Source organism: Stenotrophomonas sp. YJH_SMC_8 (assembly GCF_059371315.1).
On record NZ_JCAFUL010000008.1, the window covers coordinates 109,880 to 131,588 of the forward strand.

At 67.2% G+C, this 21,709-nt stretch carries 16 protein-coding genes and 1 tRNA gene; 8 read left to right on the forward strand and 9 right to left on the reverse strand.

Features of this window, described 5'->3' with window-relative positions:
* Positions 1 to 6 precede the first annotated feature (6 nt).
* Positions 7 to 1,785 carry a monovalent cation:proton antiporter-2 (CPA2) family protein gene (locus AC5P88_RS11895; RefSeq protein WP_495225113.1) on the reverse strand — a complete coding sequence of 593 codons (1,779 nt, stop codon included), beginning with the start codon at positions 1,783 to 1,785 and terminating at the stop codon, positions 7 to 9.
* Positions 1,786 to 2,130: 345 nt separating this feature from the next.
* Between AC5P88_RS11895 and mgtE the strand changes: the two genes are divergently transcribed.
* The gene (gene mgtE, locus AC5P88_RS11900) at positions 2,131 to 3,501 is read left to right on the forward strand and encodes a magnesium transporter (protein WP_099551749.1); all 1,371 of its coding nucleotides are present in this window, start codon (positions 2,131 to 2,133) and stop codon (positions 3,499 to 3,501) included.
* A gap of 135 nt (positions 3,502 to 3,636) precedes the next feature.
* Positions 3,637 to 6,357, forward strand: coding sequence for a bifunctional acetate--CoA ligase family protein/GNAT family N-acetyltransferase (locus AC5P88_RS11905; RefSeq protein WP_106549998.1), 2,721 nt, complete (start codon positions 3,637 to 3,639; stop codon positions 6,355 to 6,357).
* A 60-nt stretch (positions 6,358 to 6,417) separates the two neighbouring features.
* Here AC5P88_RS11905 and AC5P88_RS11910 read toward each other — a convergent pair whose 3' ends face one another.
* Positions 6,418 to 6,798, reverse strand: coding sequence for a YbjQ family protein (locus tag AC5P88_RS11910; RefSeq protein ID WP_049426729.1), 381 nt, complete (start codon positions 6,796 to 6,798; stop codon positions 6,418 to 6,420).
* Between the two features lie 141 nt (positions 6,799 to 6,939).
* On the opposite strand from AC5P88_RS11910, the gene AC5P88_RS11915 reads away from it, so the two are divergent.
* Positions 6,940 to 7,641, forward strand: a complete 702-nt coding sequence (locus tag AC5P88_RS11915; RefSeq protein ID WP_495225180.1) for an alpha/beta fold hydrolase — start codon at positions 6,940 to 6,942, stop codon at positions 7,639 to 7,641.
* Between the two features lie 73 nt (positions 7,642 to 7,714).
* Here AC5P88_RS11915 and dkgB read toward each other — a convergent pair whose 3' ends face one another.
* Positions 7,715 to 8,524 carry a 2,5-didehydrogluconate reductase DkgB gene (gene dkgB, locus AC5P88_RS11920; protein ID WP_106549962.1) on the reverse strand — a complete coding sequence of 270 codons (810 nt, stop codon included), beginning with the start codon at positions 8,522 to 8,524 and terminating at the stop codon, positions 7,715 to 7,717.
* 128 nt (positions 8,525 to 8,652) lie between these two features.
* Positions 8,653 to 9,867: an MFS transporter gene (locus AC5P88_RS11925; protein ID WP_106549961.1), complete on the reverse strand. Its 1,215-nt coding sequence runs from the start codon at positions 9,865 to 9,867 to the stop codon at positions 8,653 to 8,655.
* A gap of 105 nt (positions 9,868 to 9,972) precedes the next feature.
* Between AC5P88_RS11925 and AC5P88_RS11930 the strand changes: the two genes are divergently transcribed.
* Positions 9,973 to 10,875: a LysR family transcriptional regulator gene (locus AC5P88_RS11930; RefSeq protein ID WP_106549960.1), complete on the forward strand. Its 903-nt coding sequence runs from the start codon at positions 9,973 to 9,975 to the stop codon at positions 10,873 to 10,875.
* Positions 10,876 to 10,956: 81 nt separating this feature from the next.
* On the opposite strand, the gene AC5P88_RS11935 is transcribed toward AC5P88_RS11930, so the two are convergent.
* Positions 10,957 to 13,077 carry a methyl-accepting chemotaxis protein gene (locus AC5P88_RS11935; protein ID WP_495225114.1) on the reverse strand — a complete coding sequence of 707 codons (2,121 nt, stop codon included), beginning with the start codon at positions 13,075 to 13,077 and terminating at the stop codon, positions 10,957 to 10,959.
* Between the two features lie 184 nt (positions 13,078 to 13,261).
* Here AC5P88_RS11935 and AC5P88_RS11940 point away from each other — a divergent pair, with 184 nt between their 5' ends.
* The 4 genes from AC5P88_RS11940 to AC5P88_RS11955 all read left to right on the forward strand — a co-directional run bounded on the left by AC5P88_RS11940 (position 13,262) and on the right by AC5P88_RS11955 (position 17,022).
* Entirely contained in the window at positions 13,262 to 13,717 is a 456-nt protein-coding gene (locus AC5P88_RS11940) for an Rrf2 family transcriptional regulator (RefSeq protein ID WP_106549958.1), read from the forward strand.
* Positions 13,707 to 14,624: an NAD(P)/FAD-dependent oxidoreductase gene (locus tag AC5P88_RS11945; protein ID WP_495225115.1), complete on the forward strand. Its 918-nt coding sequence runs from the start codon at positions 13,707 to 13,709 to the stop codon at positions 14,622 to 14,624. The genes AC5P88_RS11940 and AC5P88_RS11945 overlap by 11 nt, the downstream gene beginning before the upstream one ends.
* Before the next feature lie 110 nt (positions 14,625 to 14,734).
* Positions 14,735 to 16,405, forward strand: a complete 1,671-nt coding sequence (locus AC5P88_RS11950) for a SulP family inorganic anion transporter (RefSeq protein WP_495225116.1) — start codon at positions 14,735 to 14,737, stop codon at positions 16,403 to 16,405.
* On the forward strand, positions 16,402 to 17,022 hold the full coding sequence (locus tag AC5P88_RS11955; RefSeq protein ID WP_286074513.1) for a ParB-like protein: 621 nt from the start codon (positions 16,402 to 16,404) through the stop codon (positions 17,020 to 17,022). Before AC5P88_RS11950 ends, AC5P88_RS11955 begins: the two co-directional genes overlap by 4 nt.
* Positions 17,023 to 17,142: 120 nt before the next feature.
* Here AC5P88_RS11955 and AC5P88_RS11960 read toward each other — a convergent pair whose 3' ends face one another.
* From AC5P88_RS11960 to AC5P88_RS11975, 4 genes are all read right to left on the reverse strand, one after another.
* Positions 17,143 to 18,363 carry an RtcB family protein gene (locus AC5P88_RS11960; RefSeq protein WP_111113162.1) on the reverse strand — a complete coding sequence of 407 codons (1,221 nt, stop codon included), beginning with the start codon at positions 18,361 to 18,363 and terminating at the stop codon, positions 17,143 to 17,145.
* 56 nt (positions 18,364 to 18,419) lie between these two features.
* Positions 18,420 to 19,544 carry a slipin family protein gene (locus AC5P88_RS11965; RefSeq protein WP_286074511.1) on the reverse strand — a complete coding sequence of 375 codons (1,125 nt, stop codon included), beginning with the start codon at positions 19,542 to 19,544 and terminating at the stop codon, positions 18,420 to 18,422.
* Between the two features lie 353 nt (positions 19,545 to 19,897).
* Positions 19,898 to 19,970: transfer RNA gene (locus AC5P88_RS11970), tRNA-Gln, on the reverse strand.
* Between the two features lie 644 nt (positions 19,971 to 20,614).
* A complete protein-coding gene (locus tag AC5P88_RS11975) occupies positions 20,615 to 21,571 on the reverse strand; it encodes an aldo/keto reductase (RefSeq protein ID WP_286074510.1) in 957 nt (318 codons plus the stop codon).
* Positions 21,572 to 21,709: the final 138 nt, after the last annotated feature.

The window sequence follows — 21,709 nt, forward strand, 5'->3', positions numbered from 1 at the left end:
GCACGCCTACTTGTCCTCGCTTTCCGCGTCGGCCTCGAACAGGTGCATCAGGTCGTTGCGTGCATCGCGCGAGGTCTGGATCACCGCTGCCTCGTCGTCGTAGACCAGGTACTGGTCGCGCAGCAGCTGTTCGTCGTGCTCGCGGAAGCGCTGCACGTGGCGCTCGGCCACGTTCGGCGCAATGCCCAGCGCGGTCAGCACGCGGCCGCTCATCTCCAGGCTGGTGCCGAACACCTCGCGGAACGGCTCGGCCGACATGTCCATCAACCGCCACGCATGCTGGCGGTTGCGCGCACGCGCCAGCACCGTCGCGTCCGGGTACAACCGGCGCACCATGCGCACCGCGCGCAGGTTGGTTTCCGGGTCATCCACGGTGATCACGAACACATCGATGTGCTCGCCGCCGGCCGCGCGCAGCATCTCCGGCCGTGTCGGATCGCCGTAATACAGCTGGTTGCCGAAACGGCGCAGGTCGGCCACGGTGTCCGGGTTCGCCTCCAGCGCCACGAACGGCACCTTCTGCGCGGTCAGCAGGCGCGCGATCACCTGGCCGAAACGGCCCATGCCGGCGATCAGTACCTTCGGCCGGTTGTCCGGCGCCACCTTGTCGGCGTCTGCCGGGTCTCGCGGCGCGGCTTTCTCCTGGCCGAGCAGTTTCAGCAGCGCGATCATCAACAGCGGCGTGATCGCCATCGACAGGCCGACGATCGCCACCAGCCGGTCATGGTTGGCATTGCCCAGCAGATGCGCGCGCTGCGCCTCGTTGAACACCACGAAGGCGAACTCGCCGCCCAGCCACAGCACGCTGCCCAGCAGCAGCGATTGCCGCGAGCTGAGCCGGGCGATACGCCCGACCGCATACAGCAGGCTGAACTTGACCACCAGCAGGATGCCGACGCCGGCGGCGATCAGCCACGGCTCGGCGGCGATGCGGTCCAGGTCGATGCCCATGCCCACCGCGATGAAGAACAGGCCGAGCAGCAGGCCCTTGAATGGTTCGATCTGCGATTCCAGCTCGTGCCGGAACTCCGAGTCGGACAGCAGCACGCCGGCCAGGAAGGCGCCGAGGCTGGGGCTGAGACCGGCCTCCTGCATGAACCAGGCGGTGCCCAGCACCACCAGCAACGCGGTGGCGGTGAACACTTCCGGGCTGCGGGTCCGGGCAATGGTGCTGAACACCCGGCGCAGCACCGGCCGCCCGCACAGGATCACCACCGCCAGCGCACCCAGCGCCACGGCCGCATCTTCCCAGCGCAGGGTTTCATTCTTGACCCCTCCCAGCAGCGGAATGGCCGCCAGCAGCGGGATCGCGATCAGGTCCTGGAACAGCAGGATGGCAAAGCCCAACCGGCCGTGGTCGCTGTTGATCGCCTTGTGTTCGGACAGCAGCTGCAGGCCGACCGCGGTGGATGACAGCGCCAGCGCCACGCCCACCACCAGCGCGCTCTTCCACTGGAAGTGGTCGAGCAGCAGCAGGCCGCCCAGCACCAGCCCGGACAGCGCCACCTGCGCCGCACCGGCACCGAACACCGAGCGCCGCATCACCTTCAGGCGTGCCGGCGACAGCTCCAGTCCGATCACGAACAGCAGCATCACCACGCCGATCTCGGCGGCGCCGAGGATGCGGTCGGCGTCCTGCACGAAGCCCAGCCCGTCCGGGCCGAGCACCACGCCCGCCGCCAGATAGCCCAGTACCGCGCCGAAGCCGAACTTCTTGAACACCGGCACGGCGATGACCGCCGCCAGCAGCAGCACCAGGGCCAGTTCCAGACCACCGCTATGCATGGGAATACCTGGTCATCGGGGGAGCCCGCTGTGCGTCCGTTCGGGTGGAGAAAGCGTGGCGAACACCACCGCGCCATTATGCGCGCCGGTCTGTGTACGCACGAGAACAACCTGCGGGGCAGGGTGCTGCCGCGGCGGGACCGGGTTGACCTGCATGGCCCACGGGTCCAGACTGCCCGCCGCTGGCGGCGCGTCCGCCAGCACACGCATCCCGGAGTCCCCAACCCATGTCCAGCGACAGTAGAAGTCGACCTCGTTCGACGCCAGCGATGGCCACCGCCTGACATCGGGACGGTTTGCCTGCGTTGGCGTTGCGCGAGGTCGCACCCCCACAAGGCAAACCCGATGAACCAGAAGCAATTGCTGCGCCCGGTGGCCGATGCCGCCGCCCTGGCCGCACCGCTGGCGAACTACAACACCGCCGACGCGGTGGAATTCCTCAACACGCTGGAACTCGTGCGCGCCGCGGAAACGCTGGCTGCGCTGCCGTTGCCGCGTGCGGTGAAGATGCTGGAAGCGCCGGAGCTGCACCGCAGCGGCGAGCTGGTGGCCGCATTGCCACCGGCCCGCGCCGCCGCCCTGCTCGGGCTGATGGCCGATGACCGGGCCACCGACATCGTCCACGAGCTGGACGAAGAAGAACGCGCACGGCTGATCCCGCTGCTCGGTACCGATGCCCGCCAGGCCATCCAGAAGCTGCTCAGCTACCCGCCGAACACCGCCGGCGCGCTGATGACCACCGAATACGTGGCGGTGCCTGCCAGCTGGACCGTGGCGCAGACCCTGCAGCACATCCGCCAGGTCGAGCGCACCCGCGAGACGGTGTACGCGATCTACGTGCTGGACCCGGCCAGCCAGCAGCTGCAGCAGGTGGTGACCATGCGCCGGTTGATCACCGGCCTGCCGGAGGAGTCGATCCTGGACGTGGCCCAGGTCAATCCGCCGGTCACGGTGGACGCACTGATGGACCAGGAAGAAGTGGCACGGCTGATCCGTCGCCACGACCTGCTGGCGATCCCGGTGGTGGATGCGCAGCAGCAGATGCTCGGCATCGTCACCGTCGATGACGTGCTGGATGCGTTGATCGAGGAATCCACCGAGGACGCGCACAAGTTCGGCGGCATGGAAGCGCTGGACAAGCCGTACATGCAGATCGGCTTCTTCGAGATGCTGCGCAAGCGCGCCGGCTGGCTGAGCGTGCTGTTCCTGGGTGAGATGCTGACTGCCAGCGCGATGCAGCACTATGAGGACGAACTGGCACGCGCGGTGGTGCTGACCCTGTTCATTCCGCTGATCATGAGTTCAGGCGGCAACTCCGGCTCGCAGGCCACCTCGCTGCTGATCCGCAGCCTGGCGCTGCGTGAACTGCGCCTGCGCGACTGGTGGAAGGTGGCGATCCGCGAGATCCCGACCGGCATGGTGCTGGGCGCCATCCTCGGCTGCCTGGCCATCGTGCGCATCGTGATCTGGCAGCTGGGCGGCCTGCATGACTACGGCGAGCACTGGATCCTGCTGGCGATCACCATCGGTGCGGCGCTGGTGGGCATTGTCACCTTCGGTTCGCTGTCCGGCTCGATGCTGCCGTTCATCCTCAAGCGCCTCGGCTTCGACCCGGCCAGTGCCTCGGCCCCGTTCGTCGCCACCCTGGTGGACGTGACCGGCCTAGTGATCTATTTCAGCATCGCCGCGATGATCCTGCACGGCACGTTGTTGTAAGCCGAAGCCCCCGTGCTCTGGTGGGTGCCGACCTTGGTCGGCACGCAAGCAATAAAAGGGGACGGAGGGGATTAAGTCGTTTGTGGCACAAACGACTTAATCCCCTCCGTCCCCTTTTTTGGTTACCGTAGGCACATGAGTACCTACCACCTGCAGTCCGTGTTCCGTCCGCAGTCGGTCGCGGTGATCGGCGGCAGCCCGCGTGAGCGTTCGGCCGGCCGCGCAGTGATGCGCAACCTGCGCGGAACGGGCTTCCCCGGCAAGGTAGCGTGGATCAACCCGCGGCATGCCGAGATCGATGGCATCCGCACGGTCAAGCGGCTGAAGGACCTGGACTGGGTACCGGACCTGGTGGTCATCACCGCACCGGCGGCAATCGTGCCGCAGGTGGTGCGTACCGCCGCCGAACGCGGCGTGCAGGCCGCGATCATCCTTACCGCGCACCTGGGTGAAGGCCCGGGCTCGCTGTCGGCACAGGTGGAGGCGGTGGCACGCAAGCATGGCCTGCGCATCCTCGGCCCGCATTGCCTGGGCGTGATCGCGCCGCACGCGCGGCTCAATGCCAGCATCGCCGCGCATTTCCCGCAGGCCGGCGACCTTGCGCTGATCTCCGAATCCTCCGCCATTGCCGCAGCGCTGGTGGAGTGGGGCGTGGCGCGTTCGGTCGGCTTCTCCGCCGTGGTCTCGCTGGGCGACACGATGGACGTCGACTTCGGCGACCTGCTCGACTACTTCGCCACCGACTACCGTACCCGCGCCATCCTGCTGTATGTCGAGCAGATCAAGGACGCGCGCAAGTTCATGTCGGCCGCGCGTGCCGCCGCGCGCGCCAAGCCGGTGGTGGTGGTGAAGTCCGGCCGCGCCGAGCGCGTGCAGCCGGGCAGCCGTGATACCCACGTGCAGGCACTGGCCCGCGCCGACGATGTGTATGGCGCCGCATTCAACCGCGCCGGCCTGCTGCGCGTGGGCGCGCTGGATGAACTGTTCACCGCTGCCGAATCGCTGGGGCGGTTGGGCACCTTCCCGGGCCGTCGCCTGGCGATTCTCAGCAACGGCGGCGGCGTCGGTCGCCTCGCCGTGGACCAGCTGATCGCATTGCGTGGCACCTTGGCCAACCTGTCCGACAGCACGGTCGAGAAGCTCGATGCGGTGCTGCCGCAAGGCTGGTCGCGCAGCAACCCGGTCGACATCGTGGTCGACGCCGATGGTGAACGCTATGCCGCCGCCATCGAAGCGCTGCTGGCCGACAACGAGAATGATGCGGTGATGGTGGTCAACGTGCCGACCGCATTCACTTCATCCGCAGACGCCGCGCAGGCACTGACCCGCACGCTCGGACTGCGCCCGCGCCATCACCGCGACAAGCCGGTATTCGCGGTGTGGCTGGGCAACGACGACCAGGCCACCGCCACGCTCAACGCGGCACGGGTGCCGACCTATCCGACCGAGGCCGAAGCGGTGCGCGGCTTCCAGCATCTGGTGCGCTACCGCGAAGCGCAGAACGCGCTGATGGAGACGCCACCCAGCCTGCCGCAGGACTTCAGTGTCGACGCGGCTGCGGCACGCGCGCTGGTTGATGCCGCGCTGGCCAACGGCCAGCAGTGGCTGGACCCGCTGGCCACGCATGAGCTACTGAAGGCCTACGGCATTCCCTCCGCACCCGTGATGCACGCGCGCGACGCGCACGAGGCGATGGACCTGGCACAGCCGCTGCTGGAGCGTGGTGCCAGCGTGGCGTTGAAGATCCTGTCACCGGACATTCCGCACAAGTCGGAAGTCGATGGCGTGCGCCTGAACCTGACCACGCTGCCGGCGGTGCAGAGCGCGGCCAATGCGATCCTGTCACGCGCCCGCCAGCTGCGGCCGGACGCGCGCATCGACGGCCTGCTGGTGCAGCCGACCATCATCCGTCCGAAGGCGCGCGAGATCATCGTTGGCATCGCCGATGACGCCACGTTCGGCCCGGTGATCGTGGTCGGTCGCGGCGGCACCGCCGTGGAAGTGATCAATGACAAGGCACTGGCATTGCCGCCACTCGATCTGCGCCTGGCCCATGAACTGATCGGACAGACCCGTGCCTCGCGCATCCTCAAGGCCTACGGCGATGTACCGGCTGCCGACGAGCGCGCGCTGGCCCTGGCACTGGTGAAGCTGGCACAGCTGGCCGCCGACATTCCCGAAGTGCGCACGCTGGACATCAACCCGCTGCTGGTCGACAGCAAGGGCATCCTCGCCCTTGACGCGCGTGTAGCGGTGGCACCCTCGCGCATCCTGCACAAGGGTCGTGGCCATCCACGCTTCTCGGTGTTCCCGTACCCGAAGGAGTGGGAGCGCACCATCGAACTGTCCGATGGCGGCCGTGCCTTCGTGCGGCCGGTGCGGCCGGAAGACGATGCACTGTTCCGTGCGTTCTTCGCCCGGGTCAGTGACGAGGACCTGCGCCTGCGCTTCTTCCAGTCGGTGAAGCACTTCAGCCACGAATTCATCGCGCGCCTGACCCAGCTCGACTATGCGCGCTCGATCGCGCTGGTGGCGATCGAACCACGCAGCGGCGAAATGCTGGGTGCCGTGCGACTGCACGCCGATGCCGATTACCACCGTGGCGAGTACGGCATCCTGATCCGCTCGGACCTGAAGGGCCACGGCATCGGCTGGCGGCTGATGGCGATCATGATCGAGTACGCCAAGTGGCTGGGCCTGGACGTGGTCGAGGGCCAGGTGCTGCGCGAGAACAGCACCATGCTGGCGATGTGCCAGAGCCTGGGCTTCAAGACCAGACTCGATCCGGACGACCCGACGGTGATGATGGTGACCCTGCCGGTGCAGCAGGTCGAAGTGCCCGAAACCCCATTGTAGAGCCGAGCCCACGCTTGGCTGTCTTTCGCCTGAGCCGAGCATGGGCTCGGCTCTACAACGTCAGCGCACCGGCTCCACCACCACTGCCGTGCCGTAGCACAGCACCTCGGTCAGCCCGGTCATCACATCGGTGGCGTCGTAGCGCATGCCGATGATCGCGTTGGCGCCCAGCTGCCGCGCGTGCTTGACCATGTCGCGGTAGGTTTCCTCGCGGGCCTGTTCGCACAGCTCCGTGTAGATGGTGATGTTGCCACCGAACAGGGTCTGGATGCCGCCTAGGAAATTGCCGACGATCGAGCGCGAGCGCACGGTGATGCCGCGCACCACGCCCAGGTTGCGCACGACCCGGTGGCCGGGAAGCTCGAAGGCCGTGGTGACCAGTGAATCGTCGAAACGTGCCAGTGAGGTTGTCGGGTTGCCGCTGTTGTAGGGGTCTGCCATGGCCGCATCCGTGTTGTAGGGTCTTCTGTGGAGTCGAGCCATGCTCGACTGGCTGTGGAGCAGTCGAGCATGGCTCGACTCTACAGCGCAATCGCCCGTTGCGGCATGGTTCCGTCACCGCACCCGCGCGACAATACCCGCATGACCGACCGTATCCCCCTGCTGCTGCTTCCCGGCCTGCTCAACGACGCCGAGCTGTGGCGCGCGCAGCTGGCCGATCTGGCCGACATCGCCGATTGCACCGTGGGCGACCAGACCCGTGGCGAAACCCTGCAGGCGGTGGCCGAGGATGTGCTGGCGCAGGCGCCGGAGCGCTTTGCGCTGGCCGGTTTCTCGTTGGGTGGCTTCGTCGCCCAGCAGATCCTGCGCATCGCCCCGGAGCGCGTACTGCAGCTGGCGCTGGTTGACACCTCGATCCACGCCGACTCACCGGAGCGCGCCGAGCAGCGCCGCAGCCAGCGCGCCAGCGTGCGCCTGCCGGGCAGGTTCCACGGGTTCGGCGATACGCTGATGCGCAGCTACATCGATGCCTCGCGGCTGGACGACTACGTGCTGGTGCAGCGCGTGCGCGATATGACTGCCCGCCTGGGTGCGGAGGTGTTCCTGCGCCAGAGCGCGCTGGAACGCCGCGACGGCCATGACGTGCTGGCCGGCTACCGTGATCCGCTGTTGATCATCTGTGGTGCCAATGATCGCATCACGCCGCTGGCCGTGAGCGAGGAAATGCACGCCCTGGTGCCGCACTCGCAGCTGGTGGTGGTGCCCGATTGCGGGCACCTGGCCCCGATGGAAAAGCCGGACGAGGTCAGTGCGGCGATGCGCGGGTGGTTGTTGCAGGACTGATGGATCCGCCGGGCATGGCCCGGCGCTACCCACGGTAATCCGGTAGCGCCGGGCCATGCCCGGCGGCTTCTGATCAATCCCAGGCCGGCGCAATCCCTTCCGGGTTGGCCAGGCGATGGCCACGATCGAGCTTGGCGATCTGGGCCATGTCTTCGTCCGTCAGGCGGATCGCAGCCGCTTCCAGGTTGCTGGCCAGATTCTCGCGCTTGGTCGAGGACGGAATGACCGAGAAGCCCTGCTGCAGTGCCCAGGCCAGCGCGATCTGCGCGGGTGTCGCCTGGTGGCGGCCGGCAATGGCCTGGATCACCGGGTCCTTGATCACCTCGCCATAGGCCAGGCTCATGTAGGCGGTGATGTGGATGCCGTTGTCCTGAAGGAACTTCACCAGCAGGCGGTTCTGCAGGTACGGGTGGATCTCGATCTGGTTGGTGGCGATTGCATCGGCGCCGAGGATCTCGATGGCCTTGCGGGTCTGGGCGATGGTGAAGTTGGAGATGCCGATCGCCTTGGTCAGCCCCTGCGCTTTGGCCTCGGCCAGCGCCGGCAGGTACTCGTCCATCGGCACGTCGACCTTGTCGTTCGGCGACGGCCAGTGGATCAGCGTCAGGTCCACATGATCAGTACGCAGCTTTTCCAGGCTGCCATGCAGGCTGGCCAGCAGCGCATCGCGCTTGAACTCGGTGATCCACACCTTGGTGGTGAGGTACAGATCATCACGCGGCACGCCCGAATCGGCGATCGCCTGGCCGACCTCGGCTTCATTGCCATAGATCTGCGCGGTATCAACGGCGCGGTAGCCGACATCCAGCGCGTTGCGCACCGAGTCGATCACGGTCTGGTCTTTCAGGCGGAAGGTGCCGAGACCGAAGGCGGGGACAGTCATGGGGAGCTCCAGCAAAGGGGGAGGGGTGCGGGAATATCCGGCAAAGGGTAGGCCAGTGGCTGCATGCATGCCGGCAACGGTGCATTGCACCACCGTACCGGCAGGGCGGCGGTACGGCGTGGACTGTCTCAGTGCGCGGCCACGGCGATGCCGTCGGCACGATCATCGATGCCATCACGACGGTCCAGGCGGCCGCTGAGCACGGTCAGCGCATACGCGCCCAGCACCACCAGCGCGCCCAGCCACGGCGTGTGCATCAGGCCGATGTGCTCCACCACCAGGCCACCGAGCGAGGCGCCCAGGGCGATGCCGATGTTGAACGCGGCGATGTTCAGGCCCGAGGCCACGTCGCTGGCCTGCGGTGCGTAGCGCTGCGCCTGCTTCACCACGTACACCTGCAGGCCCGGCACGTTGCCGAATGCCACCGCGCCCAGCGCCAGCACCGTCAGCAGCATCAGCCAGATGTTGTAGGCGGTGAAGGTGAGCACGAACAGTACGACCGCCAGCAGGGCGAAGATGCGCTTCAGCGCGGGCACCGGGCCCATGCGGTCGGCCATGCGGCCGCCCCACAGGTTGCCGATCGCCACCGACACGCCGTACACCAGCAGCACCAGGCTGACCGCGTTGGCCGAGAAACCGGTGACGTCCTGCAGGATCGGCGCCAGGTAGGTGAAGGCCAGGAAGGTGCCGCCATAGCCCAGCGTGGTCATCGCATAGACGAGCAGCAGGCGCGGCTGGGCCAGCACCGCCATCTGCTGGCGGAAGCTGGACGGGGCGCTCTGCGGCACGCTGCGCGGCACGAACAGCAGCGCGCCCAGCAGTGCGATCACGCCGAGCCCGGCCACGGCCAGGAAGGTGGCGCGCCAGCCCAGGTGCTGGCCGATGAAGGTGCCCAGCGGCACGCCGGTCACCAGCGCCACGGTCAGGCCGGTGAACATGATGGCGATGGCACTGGCCGCCTTCTCCTTCGGTACCACGGCAGTGGCGATGATCGAACCGATCGAGAAGAACACGCCGTGGGCGAGGCCGGTAAGGATGCGTGCAGCGATCAGCGAGGTGTAGCCCGGCGCCATGAACGCGATGATGTTGCCGAGGGTGAACAGCACCATCAGCGCCACCAGCAGGGTCTTGCGCGGCACGCGGCCGGTCAGCGCGGTCAGCACCGGCGCGCCGATGGCCACGCCCAGCGCGTACAGCGACACCAGCAGGCCGGCCGAGGGCAGGCTGACCTGCAGGTCGGCGGCGATGGTTGGAATAAGGCCGACGATGACGAACTCGGTGGTGCCGATGGCGAAGGCACCGAGGGTCAGCGCCAGCAGGGCGAGGGGAATGCCACGGATCATGGCAGGCTCCAGAGGGAAGGAAGGCGCGCAGTGTGCGCGGCGAACCTTTGCCTAAAAACCCGTCTTCACGCCAATCACTCTTGCCGCGTGGTCAATAATGGCGCCATGAAAACCACCCTCGATGAAATGCAGGCGTTCCTGGCGGTGATCGACAGCGGTTCGATCAGCGCCGCCGCCGAACAGCTGGGGCAGACGCCCTCCGGCGTGAGCCGCGCGCTGGGGCGGCTGGAGGACAAGCTCGGCACCACCCTGCTGACCCGAACCACGCGCCGCCTGCACCTGACCGCCGAAGGTGAGGCTTACCTGCGCCATGCCCGGGCGATCATCGACGCAGTGGAATCAGCCGAGGAACAGATGGCGGCGCGCCGCGAACGCCCGGCCGGACGCCTGCGCGTGGATGCGGCGATGCCGTTCGTGCTGCATGTGATCGCGCCGCTGGTCGCCGGCTATCGTGCGCGCTATCCGGAAGTACAGCTGGAGCTGAACAGCTCCGAGCGCTACATCGACCTGCTGGAACGGCGCACCGACCTGGCGATCCGGATTGGTCCACTGGCCGATTCCACCCTGCATGCACGACCACTGGGCCGCTGCCAGCTGCGCCTGGTGGCCAGCCCGGCCTACCTGGCCGCACATGGCGAACCGGCCAGCGTGGCGGCGCTGGGCCAGCACACCCTGCTCAGTTTCAACGAGCCGGAATCGCTGAATCACTGGCCGCTGCCGGGCGATGCCGATGGCCTGCTGCGGGTGCGCCCGGACATCGCGGTGTCCAGCGGGGAAACGTTGCGCCGGCTGGCGGTGGAAGGGGTGGGCATCACCTGCCTGTCCGACTTCGTGACCGATCGCGACCGCGCCGCCGGCACCCTGGTTCCGGTGCTGGCGGCACAGACGCTGGACGTGTACCAGCCGATCCATGCGGTGTATTACCGCAACACCGCGGTGTCGGCGCGGATCAGCTCGTTCCTGGATTACCTGGGTGAAGCGATGGCGCAGAGCGATTACCTGCGTTGAGTTGGGTTGCCGGCCAGCGGCCGGCACTACCCGTGACCGCGTTCCACGGTAGTGCCGGCCGCTGGCCGGCAACCGGATCAATCAGGCCGCGCGCGCCAGCGCGTCCTTCGCTGCGGCGGTGGTCGACAGGTCGAACACATCCACTGCATCGATCAATCGGTTCGCCTGCTGTTCCAGGCTGCGTGCGGCGGCACTGGCTTCTTCCACCAGCGCCGCATTCTGCTGGGTGGTGCCATCCATCTGGATCACCGTCTGGCTGACCTGTTCGATGCCCGCGCTCTGCTCCTGCGAGGCCGCGGAGATCTCGGCCATGATGTCGGTCACGCGCTGCACCGACGCCACGATCTCGGCCATGGTGTCGCCGGCCTCGCGCACGCGCTGCGCCCCGTGGCCGACCTGTTCCACCGAGGCTTCGATCAGTGCCTTGATCTCCTTGGCGGCACCGGCCGAGCGTTGTGCCAGCGTGCGCACTTCGCTGGCCACCACCGCGAAGCCGCGACCCTGCTCACCGGCGCGTGCCGCTTCAACCGCCGCGTTCAGCGCCAGGATGTTGGTCTGGAACGCGATGCCATCGATCACGCTGATGATCTCGGCGATCTGCCGCGACGAGGTCTCGATCGCGCCCATGGTTGCCACCACCTGGCCGACCACGCTGCCACCCTGCGAGGCGACCGTGTGCGCGCCGATGGCCAGCTGGTTGGCCTGGCGCGCGTGCTCGGCGTTCTGGCGCACGGTGGAGGTCAGTTCCTCCATCGAGGCAGCGGTCTCCTCCAGATTGGCCGCCTGCTGCTCGGTGCGGCGCGACAGGTCGTTGTTGCCGGCGGCGATCTCTGCGGCAGCTGTATGGATGCTGCCGGAGGCGTGCTTGATGTCGGTGACGATGGTCGCCAGCTGTGCAGCCGTGGTGTTGGCGTCGCCTGCAATGCGTGCGAACACGCCCTGGAAATCACCGTGCATGCGCGCGCCGAGGCGGCCGTCGGCAATCGCGCGCAGCATGCTGGAAACCTCGCCCAGGTTCAGCTCGGTGGTCTGCATCAGGCGGTTCAGGCCATCGACCATCGCGCGGAAATCATGCTCGAAGCGTGCGCTGTCGCCGCGTTGGCTGAAGTCACCGGCGGCAGCGGCTTCGGCCAGGCGGCGGATCTCGCCGTTGATCACGCCGAGATTGGCCTTGGCCGTATCCAATGCGTTGGTGATCACGGCCTTTTCGCCGGGCAGGCGTTCCATGTCCTGGCTGAGGTCACCGATGGCGTAACGGCCCATGATCGCAATCGCACGCAGCTTTACCTGGATATGCGCGTCGACCAATGCATTGCTGTCGGCGACCATTTCACCGAATGCACCCGGGAACGCACTGGCATCCATGCGATGGCTGATGGTGCCGGCGTCATGCGCCTGCGCCATCGTTGCCTGTGCGTCCAGTACGCCGCGCAGCGTGGCCTGCACCGCCTGCATCGCCTGCGCGAGGCGACCGATCTCGTCGCGGCTGCGCACCTGCACCACGTGCTGCAGATCACCGGCGGCCACCGCACGTGCGGCGGCTTCCACCGCCAGCACCGGCTGCACCACCGCACGCCGCAGCCACCAGGCCAGGCCCATCAGCAGCAGCACGGCGGCCAGCACGGTCAGCGCCGCACACAGCAGCAGTGTCTGCCGCGCCTGCTGCGACCGTGCCGCCACGGCCGCCTCCGCCACCTGGGTGGCATGCGTGCTCAGCGCATCCAGTGCGGTCGCCACCGGGCGGTCCTTGCCACGCACCATATTGTCGCCGGCTGCGGGATCGTAGCCGGCCTCCGCAAATGCCTGCAGGGCGGCGTGGTAGTCCTTCTGCAGCTGCGTGTGCAGGCCGATGAAGGCCTGTGCCAGTTCACGCGTGCGCGCGTCCGGACTGGCTGTGAGGCCCTTGGCCAGCTGCTCGACCAGGCGACCCTCGCTGTCGAAGGCGTCCAGATGGCGCTGGCGCAGTGCGTCGTCATGGCCGCGCAGCAGCACGTTCTTCCATTCCTGCACCTGGCCGCGGAACTCGCGCTGCAGGCGTTCGGCGTCGCGGCTGTGCGCGACTTCGGGCGGAACCTCGGTGGACAACTTCAACCAAGCGGAGGCCAGGCCCGCCAGAGCGCACAGCAGGACCACGGCAAGACCAACGGAAACCGCGCCGAGCAGCTTGGACTGCAGGCGCGGAGCACGGACAGACGCATTCATGGGGAGGGACTCTCGGGAAGGGGCGATTCGGTATCGACCGGCGCCACTTCTCACTGAAGTGCGACTTGGATCACATTCCCGTTTCGTTTAGTGATGTGAAGGGAATATTTCATAGGACGAATGTGTCCAGATGGAACGAAAGAAGACCCTCGACAGAGGATTTAAATGTAACTATCCTTGTTACATGAAATCCGCGAATCCCCTTTCCGACGCCCTGCATGTGATGGCGCACCTGGTCGGCCATGCCGCCCCGCGCACCTCCGAGCAGCTGGCGTCGTGCCTGCCGACCCATCCGGTGGTGATCCGCCGCCTGCTGGCACAGCTGCACAAGGCCGGCCTGGTGCGCAGCACCCGTGGTCATGGCGGCGGCAGCCAGCTGGCCCGCGATGCCGCAGCGATCACCCTGCACGACATCTATCTGGCGGTGGGAGCGCCGCCGCTGGTGCAGGTCGGTACCCGCGACGCCAGCGGCGGCTGCCCGATCCAGCAGCTGGTCAACAGCGCACTGATGGAGGGCGCGCGCGAGGCACAACGGATGCTTGAACAGCGATTGCAGGCGACCACGCTGGACCAGCTTGGCGCCGACTTCGCCCGCCATCTCGCCCATCACCGTTCCCTGGAAGGTCACCATGAATCCTGATGTGCTCATCGTCGGCGGCAGTTATGCCGGCATCGCCGCCGGCCTGATCCTGGCCCGTGCCCGCCGCCCGGTCACGGTCATCGACGCCGGATTGCCGCGCAACCGCTTCGCCAGCCATTCGCATGGCGTGCTGGGGCTGGATGGCACCAGTGGCGCTGAGCTGCTGAAGACTGCGCGCCAGCAACTGCTGGACTACCCCAGCGTGCGCTGGCTGCACGTTGAGGCGGTGCAGGCCACCGCCAGCGCAGCGGGCGTGGAAGTGCGTACCGCCGACGGCCAGGTGCTGGCCGCACGCAAGCTGTTGCTGGCCAGTGGCATCGCCGACCAGCTGCCGGACCTGCCGGGGCTGGCCGAGCGTTGGGGCAGCACCGTGCTGCACTGCCCCTACTGCCACGGCTACGAAGTGGGCGGTGGCGCCATCGGCCTGCTTGGTGGTCACCCGATGTCCGCCAGCAAGGCGCCACTGTTCGCCGATTGGGGAAATGTCACCTTCTTCAGCCAGGGCCTGCCGATCACCGATGAGGAGCAGGCCGCCATGCAGCAGCGCGGCGTGCAGATCGAGACCACACCGGTGATGGGCGTGCAGGGTGACCAGCCGACCTGGCTGGAAGTGGAGTTGGCTGACGGCCGCCGCATCGCGCAACGCGCGCTGTTCGTGCCGGCACTGCAGGCAATGGCCACGCCACTGGTGCAGCAGCTGGGATGCGCGCTGACCGAAAGCCCGCTGGGCGTGCTGATCGAGGTCGATATGATGAAGCTTACCTCGGTGCCGAACGTGTACGCCGCGGGCGATGCCACAACGGTTGGCAACATCACGTTGGCTGCCGCCGAGGGCGTGCGTGCGGGCATCGGCGTGCACCACGCGCTGGTGGCCGAGGACAGCTCCGGGGTCGGATCCCCTTCGTAGAAGGGGCTCTGACCCCGAGGGACCGCATCCACGCATGGCGTGGATCTACTGACGCGGCATCCACTGCCCTGCGCAGATAGTGGTTGCAACACCCCGCGCCCGGACCCGGCATGGACGAAGCGAACCGCCTCAGATCGCTCCTCGCACCGCTGCAGGGCCTGCGTGGCTGGCGACCTGCGCAGGCCACGCGTGATGCCATCGCCGGTGTGACCCTGGCCGCGATCACCCTGCCCGAACAGATGGCAACGGCACGCCTGGGTGGCTTCGAGCCGCAGGTCGGCTTCTATGCTTTCGTCGGCGGCACGCTGGGCTTCGTGCTGCTGGGCCGCAATCGCCGGCTGACGGTCGGCGCCGATTCGACGATCACGCCGATCTTCGCGCTTACCCTGGCCGGCCTGGCCGCGCAGCAGGCCGGTGCACTGGCCGGAAGCGCCGTGGTGCTCGCAGTACTGGTCGGCGTGTTCCTGGCACTGGCGGCACTGCTGCGTATTGGTGTGGTGGCCGCGCTGCTGTCGGTACCTGTGGTGACTGGGTTCCTCGGCGGCATCGCCGTGCACATCGCGGCCTCGCAGCTGCCGGTGGCGCTGGGCGTCAGCCTCTCGTCAAGCGAATTGCCCGAACGCCTGTACGAACTGCTGCGGGCGTTGCCGCACGCACAGCTGCTGCCGACCCTGATCGGCTTCGGCGTGCTGCTGGCGATGGCGCTGTGCGACCGGATCAATCCACGCATTCCCGGCGCATTGATCGCGGTGGCCATCGCCACGCTGCTTGTTGCCTCGCTGGGGGCGGAGCGACTGGGTGTGGCCACCCTCGGTGCGGTCTCTCCCTATCCACCTTCGTGGCAGCTTCCGCCGCTGGAAACCCTCACCACTCTGGTGCCACTGGCGCTGCTGCTGACCCTGGTCATCATTATGCAGGTCGCTGCCGTTGATCGCGCGTTTCCCGGCGAGGAAGAACCCGATGTCAACAAGGATTTCCTCGGCGTCGGTGCCGGAAACCTGCTGTCGGCCGCGTTCGGTGCGTTCCCGGTCAATGCCAGCCCACCGCGCACTGCGGTGGTGGTGGAAGCCGGTGCCTCCTCGCAGCTGGGTGCGTTGATTGCCGCGGCGCTGGTGATGCTGCTGGCGTTCTGCGGTGGCGGCGTGCTCGGGGCGATCCCCGAGGCTGCACTGGCGGGCGTACTGCTGTTCGTGGCGGTGCGCCTGTTCCGCCTGCGCGTGCTGATCGACATCACCCGGCGTGCGCGCAGCGAAGCGCTGCTGGCAGCGCTGACCTTCCTGGCGGTGGTGTGCCTGCCGATCCAGTCGGGTATTGCGATAGGTGTGGGCCTTGCCCTGCTGCATGGCGCATGGATGATCGCGCACAGCCCGATGCTGACGTTGACCCGGCTGCCGGGCAGCACGGTCTGGTGGCCGGGCAACCGCGGTGAGACCGAACCCGGCGTGACCGTGCTGGCCTTCCAGGCGCCGCTGCTGTTCGCCAACGCCGACAGCTTCAAGCGGCAACTGCTGGCCAGTATCGAAGCAGCGCCGGCACCGGGCCTGGTCGTGCTGGAGGGCAGTGCGATTGTCGAGATCGACTACAGCGCAGCGCAGACCCTGCGCGAGGTGATCGGCCTGTGCCAGCAGAAGGGCATCGTGTTCGTCATAGCGCGGCTCGGCTCGGTGCGCGCGATGCAGGCACTGGACCGCTTCGGTATCGCTGCGCTGCTGGGGCCGGAGGGAACAACCCACAGCGTGCAGCAGGCCGTTGATCACTACCATGCACGAGGTACGCCATGACCCGCATTCCCGAACCGCGGCTGTCGCCGGTCGCGATCCTTGAACTGCGGCCGACGCAGATGAGCGTGGGCCTGCTGGAAGTGCAGCGCAAGCGCGCGCAGTGGAAGACGCTGCCGAAGGACGACAAGGCGCGTTATCTCGGGCGGCACATGGTGCCGGTGGTGGTGGGGCCGTCGAACCGGACGCACCTGATCGACCATCATCACCTGGCACTGGCGCTGCACGAGGAAGGTATCGAGCACGTGCTGACCGCCGTGCAAGCGGATCTGTCACACCTGCCGAGGAAGCTGTTCTGGACGGTGATGGAGCGCTATTGCTGGGCGCATCCGTTCGATGCCGAGGGCGTGCGCCAGCCGCCGTCGGCGATGCCGAAATCGCTGCTGGACCTGGCCGATGATCCGCATCGCTCACTGGCCGGCGAGGTGCGCCGCAGTGGTGGCTATGCCAAGTCGGTGCAGCCGTTCGCCGAGTTCCTGTGGGCGGACTACTTCCGCCAGCGGATGACCCGCAAGCTGATCCGCCGCGATTTCCGCAAGGCGGTGACCACCGCCACCGAACATGCGCGGCACGCTGATGCGCGCTATCTGCCGGGGTGGTGCGGCGTCGAGCACGATTGAGTTACGGCGGATGCCGGAGGTGGTCGGCCGCGCTGCATCCACGCATGGCGTGGATCTACTGCTTAGCGGTCGCGCTTGATTGACGGGCGGTGGGTGCCGGCCTTGGCCGGCACCGTTCCATCATCCCTTGACGCACAGCACCTGCCGCAGCGTGTGCACCACGTCCACCAGGTCCAGCTGGGCGGCCATCACATCATCGATCGACTTGTACGCCGCCGGTGACTCGTCCAGCACGCCGCTGTCCTTGCGGCATTCAACATGCGCGGTGGCTTCGCGGTGCTGGGCCAGCGTGATCTGCTGGCGTGCAGCGCCACGGCTCATCACCCGGCCGGCACCGTGGCTGCAGCTGTGGAAGCTGTCCGCGTTGCCCTTGCCGCGCACGATGTAGCTGCGCGTGCCCATGCTGCCGGGAATGATGCCCAGCTCGCCCTCGCGCGCACTGACCGCGCCCTTGCGCGTCACCAGCAGTTCCTGCCCGTGGTGCGTTTCCTTCTGCACATAGTTGTGGTGGCAGTTCACCGCCATCGCGGCCAGCTGGAACTTCGGCAAGCGGTGACGCATCTCGGCCAGCACCCGCGACATCATCGCCTCGCGGTTCTGCCGCGCGTAGTCCTGCGCCCACGACACGGCTTCGACGTAGTCGTCGAACAGCGGCTCGCCTTCCATGAAGAACGCCAGGTCCTTGTCCGGCAGATGGAAGCCGAGCACGCGCCGTGCCAGCTCCTCGCGCGCCTTCTCGATGAAGTAGGTGCCGATCAGGTTGCCGGTGCCGCGCGAGCCGCTGTGCAGCATCACCCACACCGCATCCGTCTCGTCCAGGCACAGTTCGATGAAGTGGTTGCCGCCGCCCAGCGTTCCCAGCTGACGGTCGAGCTTGTCGGTGCGGATCTTGCGGTGCCTGTCCTTGATCTTCTCCAGCCCGGCGGCCAGCCCGGACTGCACCAGCCGGGTGTGGATGCTGTCGGGCATGCGCTGGTGCTCGCCGCCGCGCCCGTTGCCGACCGGGATGCTGCGCTCGATGCTGTTGCGCAGCTGCCGCAGGTCATCGGGCAGGTCGTTGGCGCGCAGGGTGGTGCGCACGGCGGCCATGCCACAGCCGATGTCGACGCCGACCGCGGCCGGAATGATCGCGCCACGGGTCGGGATCACCGAGCCCACGGTCGCGCCCTTGCCCAGGTGCACGTCCGGCATCACCGCCACCCACGGCCCGACGAACGGGATCGCAGCGATGTTGCGCAGCTGCTCGTGGGCCTGCGCTTCCAGCGGAACGCCGTTGACCCAGCCCTTGATCGGCGTGGTGCCCTCGGCGTGCAGCCATTGATAGTTCTGTTGAGTGTCCATGTCTTCGTGTATGTCCTTGATGGGCCGGCGGCGCGTCCCTGCGCCGCCGCTACCCCCTACCTGATCGTCACCAGCTGCTTCAGCACGCCATCCAGGCCGCCGAACACGGTGAGCTTGTCGATCTTCTCGGTGACCTTCTCCAGCGCCTCCAGCTCCTTCAAGCGCATCAGCACCGGGTTGTCCTCGATCAGCTTTGCGGTGTTGAGCTGCGAACGCGTGGCGTTGGCCTCCTCGCGGCGACGGATCACGCTGGCCTGGGCCTGCTTCTCGGCCAGCACCACGCCGTTGAGGATCTCCTTCATCTCGCCCGGCAGGATCACGTCCTTGATGCCGACACCGAGCAGGCGTACACCGTGGCCCTCGATCGCGGCCTGCACATGGGCGGCGATCTCGCCGTCCAGCGCGGCCTTGTCACCGAGCAGCTCGTCCAGGCTGCGTGCGGCGATCGCCTGGCGCAGGCCGAACTGCAGCTGCCGATAGATGAACTCATCGGCATTGCTGAGCGTGCGGTGTGCACGCACCGGGTCGACCACCTGCACGGTCGCGGCCAGGTTCACCCGCAGGGTCACCTTGTCGCGGCTCAGCAGTTCCTGGCCGGACACGTCCAGCGAACGCGCACGCAGCTCCACACGCTCCACCGACACGTTGCCGTTGAAGTTCCAGAACGCGTGCAGACCGGCATCCAGCGTCTGCCGCAGCGTGCCGTCGATGAACAGCAGGCCCACCGACTCGCTCGGCACGGTGCTGATCACCGCCACACGCGGCAGCACGCCCAGCTGGCCCAGGCGCTGCTGCACGTCCGCCGGAATGCGCGGCTCGTCACCGAGTGCCAGCACGCGCACCTGGGTGTCGACCGAACCGCGCCAGTACAGACGGCGGCTGCCCGGCGGCAGTACCTCGTCGATGCGGCCGTTGCGCAGCAGCAGGCCGACCTCGCCGGCGCCGACGTTGGCCAGCACGAAGTGCGTGTCCAGCGTCGCGCCCAGCGCTTCGATCAGGCTGTCCTGGTCGCTGCCGGTGTAGGCCGCGCCCTTCGATGCGTTGTGGATGTCCACCTGCGGGCGGCCGCCGAACAGCGACAGGCGGTGCACACCCGGCAGCAGGATCTGCTGGAAACGACGGTTGCGATACACCAGGCCGCGCTCGCCGTCGCCGATCACGACCTTGATGGTCCAGAACATGGGAGTCTCTCCTTGTATGGCTCTGGTGGTTCGACCCGATGGAATGAATGCCATGACCCGGGTCGAACAGGTCGTGGCAGGGCCGGCTGCACACCACGCGCAGCCGGCGGAAGAGGGCGGCCATCGGCGGACGGTCCGCGCGCGGAGCCTGCGGTGCGTCATCCCCCTTACTACCCTTCCTGGCGGCAGACAGCGCCGGAGCGGAACGGGAGCGATGGTGGTGACAGGCCGAGGCCCGGCGTGCGGTCCGTTGCCCTTCCTGTGGTGCCCGAAGGCGTTCGCAGGACCGGCGACGATGGCCGCTGGGGCTTGCGCCCCGGGTGTTGCTTCAAGTCATGACGTGAGAGGTCATGTGGTTTGGAGTGGGAGTCGAACCCACGACAGACGGAATCAGGATCCGTTGCTCTACCCTACTGAGCTATCCAGTGGTGAACCGCGCGGAATCGAACCGCGTGCCGGCGAACCGGCGCCTGCCTCCAGCAGGCGATCCAGGCGATGGCATGTCCGCGACCTCCGGCATACGCCACGGCAATGCCGCGCGCACCAGCCCGTGGTTGAAACGGGACCGTTGGTAGTCGAGGGTGCAGGCCACCGACATTATCGCGAGCGATAATGTTTGGGTGCGATGCAGATAATGTCCAGGCGTTGCCATGCACGCGGAGAAAATCCTCCGGTGGGGCGGAAAAACCTGGGTCAGTGAGCGGCGGGTTGCCGCGCGGGGTGCAGTTCTAGCATCGCGGGTCCTTGTGCCGACGCAAACGAAAACGCCCCCGGGACTTGCGTTCCGAGGGCGTCGTCAGGCCTCGGAGATCGGGGTGGCCGATCTCCGCAGGGCGGGTATCAGGCCGTTGTCAGCTGGACTTCCTTGCAGAACGCGCGCGCCAGCCCATCCATGCGCAGGCATGGCAGCAGCTTGGCGATGGCGACGGAATGCGCGTTCAAGGGAAGTTTCCAGTGGTTGTTGAAACGAGGTGCGCACGATAAACCACGATTTAGTCGTGCGCAACCATTTTGTTCAATTATTTTCTTCGGTGTGTGTCATGCCGGCCAGCGGCCGGCACTACCGGGTCTCACGCTTCGGCGCTGGCGGCATCCAGCTGCGCGACATCCTGCACGCTCAACGACACGTTCGCCGCCGCCAGCAGATCGTGCAGCTGTTCGACACTGGTGGCGCTGACGATCGGCGCGGTGATCGACGGCCGTGCGATCTGCCAGGCCAGTGCGATCTGCGCAGCGCTGGCGCCGTGCTTGCTGGCCACGTCATCCAGCGCCTGCAGGATGCGCAGGCCGCGCGGGTTCAGATAGCGCTTCACTACTGTCTCGCCACGCGCCGGGCTCTTGGCTGCATCGGCCGGCGTGCGGTATTTGCCGCTGAGGAAGCCACTGGCGAGGGCGTAGTAACCGATCACGCCGATCTGTTCGCGCTGCACCAGCGGTTCCAGTTCCTTCTCGTAGCCGGCTCGGTCATACAGGTTGTACTCCGGCTGCAGGGTTTCGTAACGCGGCAGCTTGTAGTCGGTGGAGACCTTCAGCGCATCAGCCAGGCGCGTGGCGCTGTAGTTGGAGGCACCAATGGCGCGCACCTTGCCGGCTTCGATCAGGCGTCCGAACGCAGCCAGCGTGGCTTCCAGCGGCGTCGACTCGTCATCCTCGTGGGCCTGGTAAAGATCGATGACGTCGGTCTGCAGGCGGCGCAGCGAATCCTCGACCGCCGCATTGATGTTGTCCGGGGTCAGGCCGGGGCGCTCGGCCCACTTCGCCACCTTGGTCGCCAGCACCACCTTGTCGCGCTTGCCACTGCGCGCGAACCACTTGCCGATCAGCGTTTCCGATTCGCCGCCGGCATTGCCGGGTACCCAGGCCGAATACACATCGGCGGTATCGATCAGGTTGAAGCCGGCATCGACGAAGGCATCGAGCAGGGCGAAGCTGGCCTTTTCATCGGCGCTCCAGCCGAACACGTTGCCGCCGAAGGCGAGCGGACGTACATGCAGGCCGGAACGGCCCAGTTCGCGGGTTGCCGTCATGGGCACGGACTCCTTGGGGGAAGTGCTCCAGAATAGAACGCGTTGTATGACCGTGCTGCGGCGACGGCCACAAAACAGTGTTCCGCGACGCGCACGCCGCTAACGTTTTGTGAACACCTGGGACGCTGCGACTGCTAG